This window comes from Sphingobacterium sp. UBA7253 (assembly GCF_002472745.1).
Lineage (GTDB): Bacteria > Bacteroidota > Bacteroidia > Sphingobacteriales > Sphingobacteriaceae > Sphingobacterium > Sphingobacterium siyangense.
Window position 1 is genome coordinate 81,942 of sequence record NZ_DKSP01000224.1, and the last position, 6,622, is coordinate 88,563.

At 39.4% G+C, this 6,622-nt stretch carries 4 protein-coding genes and 1 pseudogene; 4 read left to right on the forward strand and 1 reads right to left on the reverse strand.

Annotated features, from left to right (window positions below):
- Nucleotides 1-11: 11 nt before the first annotated feature.
- Nucleotides 12-1,199 (reverse strand): formimidoylglutamase, encoded by a 1,188-nt coding sequence (locus B2X72_RS23840; protein WP_075994532.1) that lies wholly within the window; start codon nucleotides 1,197-1,199, stop codon nucleotides 12-14.
- Nucleotides 1,200-1,388: 189 nt separating this feature from the next.
- Between B2X72_RS23840 and B2X72_RS23845 the strand changes: the two genes are divergently transcribed.
- The 4 genes and pseudogenes from B2X72_RS23845 to B2X72_RS23860 all read left to right on the forward strand — a co-directional run.
- A complete protein-coding gene (locus tag B2X72_RS23845; protein WP_088163250.1) occupies nucleotides 1,389-2,360 on the forward strand; it encodes an NAD-dependent epimerase/dehydratase family protein in 972 nt (323 codons plus the stop codon).
- A gap of 109 nt (nucleotides 2,361-2,469) precedes the next feature.
- Nucleotides 2,470-3,762 carry an HAD-IB family phosphatase gene (locus B2X72_RS23850; RefSeq protein ID WP_088163251.1) on the forward strand — a complete coding sequence of 431 codons (1,293 nt, stop codon included), beginning with the start codon at nucleotides 2,470-2,472 and terminating at the stop codon, nucleotides 3,760-3,762.
- Between the two features lie 137 nt (nucleotides 3,763-3,899).
- Nucleotides 3,900-4,484: a hypothetical protein gene (locus B2X72_RS23855; RefSeq protein ID WP_075994535.1), complete on the forward strand. Its 585-nt coding sequence runs from the start codon at nucleotides 3,900-3,902 to the stop codon at nucleotides 4,482-4,484.
- 307 nt (nucleotides 4,485-4,791) lie between these two features.
- Nucleotides 4,792-6,622, forward strand: a pseudogene (locus B2X72_RS23860) (CarD family transcriptional regulator); the annotation flags it as partial.

Consider the following 6,622-nt stretch of genomic DNA (forward strand, 5'->3'; position numbering starts at 1 on the left):
TTAGTGGTACATTATTGTAACTTTTGGTGTGTTTTCCACCATAGATCAGGCATTTCACCTGAAATAGCCAATTGGTAGTCTTCATAACGGCAAGGCACGAGGTAATAGCGTTCATTGACTGATTTAGATCCAAAATAAGGCACTTGAATCCACCAGCGGTCTGATTTTTTACTTTTCACAAAGACCAATTCATGCTCTTCATTTTCCAGTGTCGTGCGATAAATGATATAAGATGATTTGGGGTACAGTGGCGTATCTTGTTTGCGGTTATAGTAACCATCAATAAAGCACCAGATCATTTGGGAGACCAACATAGCCGTCTGCTCCATTGGATCAAATGTTGGATTGAATTCATAAAAACCGATGGAAGAACATTTATCCGACATCCCGGCATAGCGGGCGAGTTGACAAGCTTCATCGCCAAATAAACCATTGGGCATTGCATTGGCATTTCCAGGTGCTTCAGAGGCCCGAATGGCTCCTATGTCAAAACTAATTAAATCCGCTGCTCGGATCAAAGGCTCTGATTGGTCCATTTTACCGGCAATCATACCGACTCGTGTTGCATTAAAAAATAGTTTATCATACATATTGATAGACTCTTTACTTACGAGATAGGTTTGATAGGCTATGGCATTTAAATTGAATAAATAGTCCGGCTGGTGCAAGATAATATGGTTCACATAAGATCGGGAATTCAGGCTTACATTTTCAGCATTTTCCTCATCAAGGTCAAAACGAGCATCTATAATTGCCAGCTCTATCTTTCGCTCTAAGTTTTGATACCCCAAATATTGTGCATAGGTAAGGTCCTGTCCACCACCAATGATAATCGGAAGAATATTTTCTTTGACCAGTTCTTCTACGACAGATTTTAAAGCGATATAGGTATCTTGAATTGTATTACCGGCTTTGATATTTCCCAAATCAACGATATTCATCTTATAATCGCCCTGATATAGCGCATAGAGATGTTTTCGTACTGCATCCGGCGCCTTATCCGTTCCGTTATTATTCATGGATGCACGGTCTTCCTCCACACCGACAATAGCCAATTGAGGCTGTTTATCCACTTCCCAGCTCGGAAAATCTATTTCATAGGCTTGAATAATGTTCCCTAGTTGAGAACTCAAGAACCCATGCTCAGGAGCAAAACCTGTAATTGAAATCGGGCTAAAGAATACGGACAGTGATGACATAAGCTATAATTTGTAAAATTTCCTATTTGTTCTGAAAACGACTGTTTTAATTGGACTGAAAGAATCTACCTTGGCTTTCATGGCGTTTGATACCCGCGAAAGCATGAAGGTTTTCAGGATGCAATTCACACAAATATCCATTTATTAACTAACTTTTGAAAACATTATTTTTAACAGTATCTTTATCAAGTGATATTAATAACTGGAGGAACAGGTTTTTTAGGGTCTACACTAATCAGACAGTTGATAGACCAAGGAATTGACGTCATTGCCATCAAAAGAGCTCAATCGACTATTCCGGCCTCGTTGTTATCGTCTTCGTTGGTCCAATGGATCGACGCTGATATCAACAATTATTTTGAATTAGAAGATGCTCTTGATGGGGTTACTAAAGTATTCCATTGTGCAGCATTGGTTTCCTACCAAAAGAAAGACGCTAAGGCACTCTTTAAAGTGAACGTGGAAGGAACGACAAATCTGGTCAATCTTTGCCTTGAAAAGGGTATTCGCCTACTTCATGTCAGCTCGATCGCAGCTTTAGGGACAAATCGAGACAACCTTCCGGTATCCGAGAAAGACCATTGGGAACACAATTCATTGACATCGAACTATTCGTTATCAAAATATCAGGCGGAGATGGAGGTCTGGCGTGGCATTACCGAAGGTTTAAGTGCAGTTATTGTCAACCCCTCAGTAATTTTAGGTGCTTCGGCAAACGAGAAAGGCTCTGGCGCTATTTTTTCGATGATCAATAAAGGTCTACGATTTTATCCGAAAGGAAGTGTCGGCGTTGTTGACGTTGAAGATGTTGCTGCAATCATGATTCAATTAATGGGAAGAGATGATATCACGGCTGAGCGCTATATCATCAATCATCTCAATATAAGCAACAAGGATCTGCTGAGCGTGGCAAGTGTATTAATGAATAGGCCTGAACCGACAATCGAAGTTTCTGAAACCTTACTCCAAATTGCCTCTACTGTTTCCAGCATGCTTTCCGTATTTAAAAAATCGGATACGACATTGACAAAGGAAACAGCGGCAGCGTCAAGTGCCAAATTGCAGTATTCCAACGCTAAAATCCAGGAACTTCTAAACCACAGTTATCGACCTTTGGAACAAACGCTAAAGGAAATTGCAGATTTATATAACAAACAGTAAAACTATAACATAACAAACAACCAAACCTTGAAACCGTCGGAAACCTACCGATATCGGAGATCTGCATTCAGCGCTATTGCTCACGATCGTTTCATAAAAAAATAACAAGATGAAAAACTATTACATCATTGATTTCGATAGTACATTTACGCAAGTAGAGGCACTTGATGAACTTGCACGGATCTCCCTTGAGAACCATCCGGATCGCGAATCTATCTATCACGAAATTGAGCGGTACACCAATCTTGCCATGGAGGGTAAACTATCTTTCCGTGAGGCTTTGGCTGGTCGCGTCAAACTTTTAAATGCCAACAAATCTCATCTGGATAAACTTGTTTCACATCTTAAGAAAAAGGTTTCAACCTCTTTTTCCCGAAATCGTGAATTTTTCAAGAAACACGCCGACACCGCATGGATTGTTTCAGGAGGTTTTAAGGAGTTTATTACTCCTGTTGTTACACCATATCATATCAAGACTGAAAATATCTATGCCAATACATTCAGATTTGATGAAGAAGGTAATATCATCGGTTTTGATGAAGAGAATCCATTATCAAATGAAGGTGGAAAAGTGCAATTATTAAAACAGTTAAATATTGAAGGAAGACTATTTGGCATTGGTGACGGTTATTCAGATTTTCAACTGAAAGAATCGGGATTAATTGAAAAATTCTTTGCATTTACAGAGAATATCCAACGTAAAAGTGTCACTGAGAAAGCAGACTTCATCACACCTAGTTTTGATGAGTTCTTATATGTAAATGATCTGCCCCGTGCAATATCCTATCCTAAAAACCGTATCCTTTGTTTGATCGTGGGTGATGTACCAGAAATAGCGGCTCATATCTTAAAAAGAGACGGTTTTTCTATCCGCACAAAAGATACCTTCGAAGAAAAGTATGTGAAAGATGTAGGGATGCTTCTATTGGGGGACAATATCGATATCAGTGATGAGCAACTCCAACATGCTGACAAATTAAAAACGATCGGATATTTGGGTGATATCAGAGGGCATATCAATAAGGATATCTGCAATGCTAAAGGTATTGTCGTTTTTGATGATAAGAAAAATAAAAAGAAAAATTCCGAGTTTATACCTCGCCGGATGGCCGATTTTATCAACAATGGTGATACTTATTTAAGTCGCAACTTCCCAAATCTGATTTTACCAAAAGTAAAACAGGTAACGAGATTATTGCATATCCACCAAAACGTTCCCGGAATTATGGCGCAGATCAATAAGGTCTATGCCCAAAATAACATCAATATCGTTGCCCAATTTCTAATGACCAAAAGTGATATTGGCTATGCGGTAACCGATATACAAGGTGAATATGATAAAGATCTATTGAAACAACTCAAACAGATCGACAATACAATTAAGTTCAGAATATTGTATTAATAGCAAGCGGCGGTAAATATGGGCGGCAGCTATTGCCTGCTTAAATTCCGGCTTATAAAACGAGAAATTTATTCAGGCACACTTGCAGTGTGCCTGACTTTTCGCTCAACAACTCTTTTTATACTAAAACATAGATTATGTCCTTACATCAAGATGCCGAATTAAAGAAAGCTGTACTTGACCTACCTCAGAAGGAAAAAGACAAACTCCTTGTACGCCTGATAAGCAAGGACAAAATGCTGATCAAACAATTGCATTTCCAATTACTGGAAAATGCGGACGATTTAGAGGAACGTATTGAAAAACTACGAAAGCAACTGGCGCAATTGTTCGATATTGGTTTAAGTCAAATTGGCAATACGCCACAACACAGTCATTTTATTGCACTTAGCAAGCTGGTGAAACAAGCAAGCGGTTTAGTGAATGAACACGAAAAAGTCACCAAGGACAAAATCAGTGAAGTAGAATTTAGATGCTATATCCTGAAGAGAACCATTGCTGATTACGACAGGCTTTTCGACTCCTCCTATCAGTCTGCCGCCCACAAATTGCATAAATATATAACAGGGCGTATAAAGCATGCGGTGGGTAAATACAGTAAACTTCATGAGGACTTTCAGTTTGACTACCGGGAAGATTTTCAAAATACACTGGATGCTTTTGGTAATACAACACTTAAAAGCTATATTAGTGAACAGAAGATTGACCTCGACCTAAATTAGTCATGAGAAATAGCAAAAACCGCGTTAAAATTGGATCCTTTCATGTTACAGCTTACGAGCAATATAAATTAATTTACTTGGCCACATTATTGGTGTTGCTCGCTTTTGCCTACACCTTTTACCTCGCGAAATAAACTCCTGCACAGATCAATCTGTTATAGCTTTTGAGTTCTCCAAAGTCATGCCTTTCTTAATGAGGGATTCAGCCATTTTTTTACCAAAAAATTTAGTACTTCATACCCAATACTTGATACTATTTCGTTAAATTCGCAATTATTCGAAATTTTTGCTCGTGGGAATTCAAGAAATATTAGAAAAATACAGCCAAAGCGAATCTGTCCAGTCGCTTACCAAGGCTATACAATCCAAAAACCCAAAGATTCAGCTGAAAGGGCTTATTGGATCTTCGGATGCGTTCATAGCCGTATCTTCTTACAACTTACAGGAACGTCCAATGGTCTTTATTTTACCAACTCATGAAGACGCTTCTTATTTTTTAAGTGATCTGGAAAGCCTGTTGGATAAGCAAGTTCTTTTTTTTCCTTCGTCTTATCGCAAAGCTTTTGATTTTACACAAACTGACTCTGCCAATGTATTACAACGTGCGGAGACTTTAAGTTCACTCAACCATACTTCGGAATTACCGAAAATGGTTGTGACTTATCCGGAGGCTATTGCTGAGAAAGTGATCAATCGCAACGATCTGGATAAAAATACGTTGGAAATAACAGAAAACACCGCTCTAAGTATTGATTTCATCAACGAATTTTTGATCGAATATGATTTCGAACGTGTAGACTTTGTGTATGAACCGGGGCAATTTGCGATACGCGGTGGCATTGTAGATATCTTCTCTTTTTCGAATGACCTCCCATACCGTATTGAATTCTTTGGCGATGACATCGAAAGCATACGTACATTTGACATTGAGTCCCAGCTGTCTGTCAAAAAAATCCATAAAGTAACCATTGTACCGAATGTCCAAGCGAAATTCCTGACATCCCAACACATTTCCTTATTGGAATATGTAGATCAGGACGCTACGATCTGGATCAAAGACGCTCAATTTACGTTAGATATTGTAAAAGATGGGTTAAAAAAAGCGGAAAAATTATGGGCGGGGCTAACAGATAAGCAGAAAAAGGATAATCCCGAATGGCATAATCCAGCCTATGAGTTTACAGATGAGAAGAATCTCAATGCCTTATTCTTTGAGTTCCCTATCATCGAATTCGGCAAACAGTTCTTTTATAAAGCTGAGGTAACACTCAAGTTCGATATCCACCCGCAACCTTCGTTCAATAAGGATTTTAATCTCTTAATCCATAATTTCAAGGAGAATGAGGGCCAGCGGATCCAGAATCTGATCTTTTCAGATTCAACCAAACAGGTCGAACGTATCTATACGATTCTAGAAGATCTCGATAAATCAGCGACCTTTATTCCAATTCATAAAGCTTTACGCGAAGGTTTTAGAGACGACAGTTTAAAGTTGGCCTGTTACACGGATCACCAGATATTTGACCGCTATTATAAATATAAACGTAAGAAGGCTTACGAGCGCTCGCAGGCAATTACGCTCAAAGATCTACGGGATCTTAAACCTGGTGACTTCATTACCCATATTGACCACGGTGTTGGTCGCTATGGAGGGTTGGAAAAAGTGGACGTCAACGGTAAATCTCAGGAAATGATCCGCCTGATCTATGCAGACAACGACCTTTTGTATGTAAACATCAACTCCTTAAACCGTATCTCCAAATATTCCGGAAAAGAAGGTACTGTTCCCAAAATGAATAAACTGGGTACCGATGCTTGGGACAAACTCAAAAAGACGACCAAGAAAAAAGTTAAGGATATTGCGCGCGACCTGATCATGCTTTATGCCAAACGAAAGGCCCAGCATGGAAATGCGTTCTCACCGGATAGCTACTTACAGAATGAACTGGAGGCCTCCTTTATCTATGAGGATACACCCGATCAGGAAAAGGCTACTGCCGATGTAAAAAAGGATATGGAATCGCCGCATCCGATGGACCGATTGATCTGTGGGGATGTTGGCTTCGGAAAAACGGAGGTTGCCATCCGTGCAGCCTTCAAAGCTGTAGCAGACAGTAAACAAGTTGCTGTCCTGGTAC

Coding starts and splice junctions, on each gene's coding strand:
- B2X72_RS23840 (WP_075994532.1), bottom strand. CDS start 1,199: ATGTCATCACTGTCCGTATTCTTTAGCCCGATTTCAATTACAGGTTTT.
- B2X72_RS23850 (WP_088163251.1), top strand. CDS start 2,470: ATGAAAAACTATTACATCATTGATTTCGATAGTACATTTACGCAAGTA.
- B2X72_RS23855 (WP_075994535.1), top strand. CDS start 3,900: ATGTCCTTACATCAAGATGCCGAATTAAAGAAAGCTGTACTTGACCTA.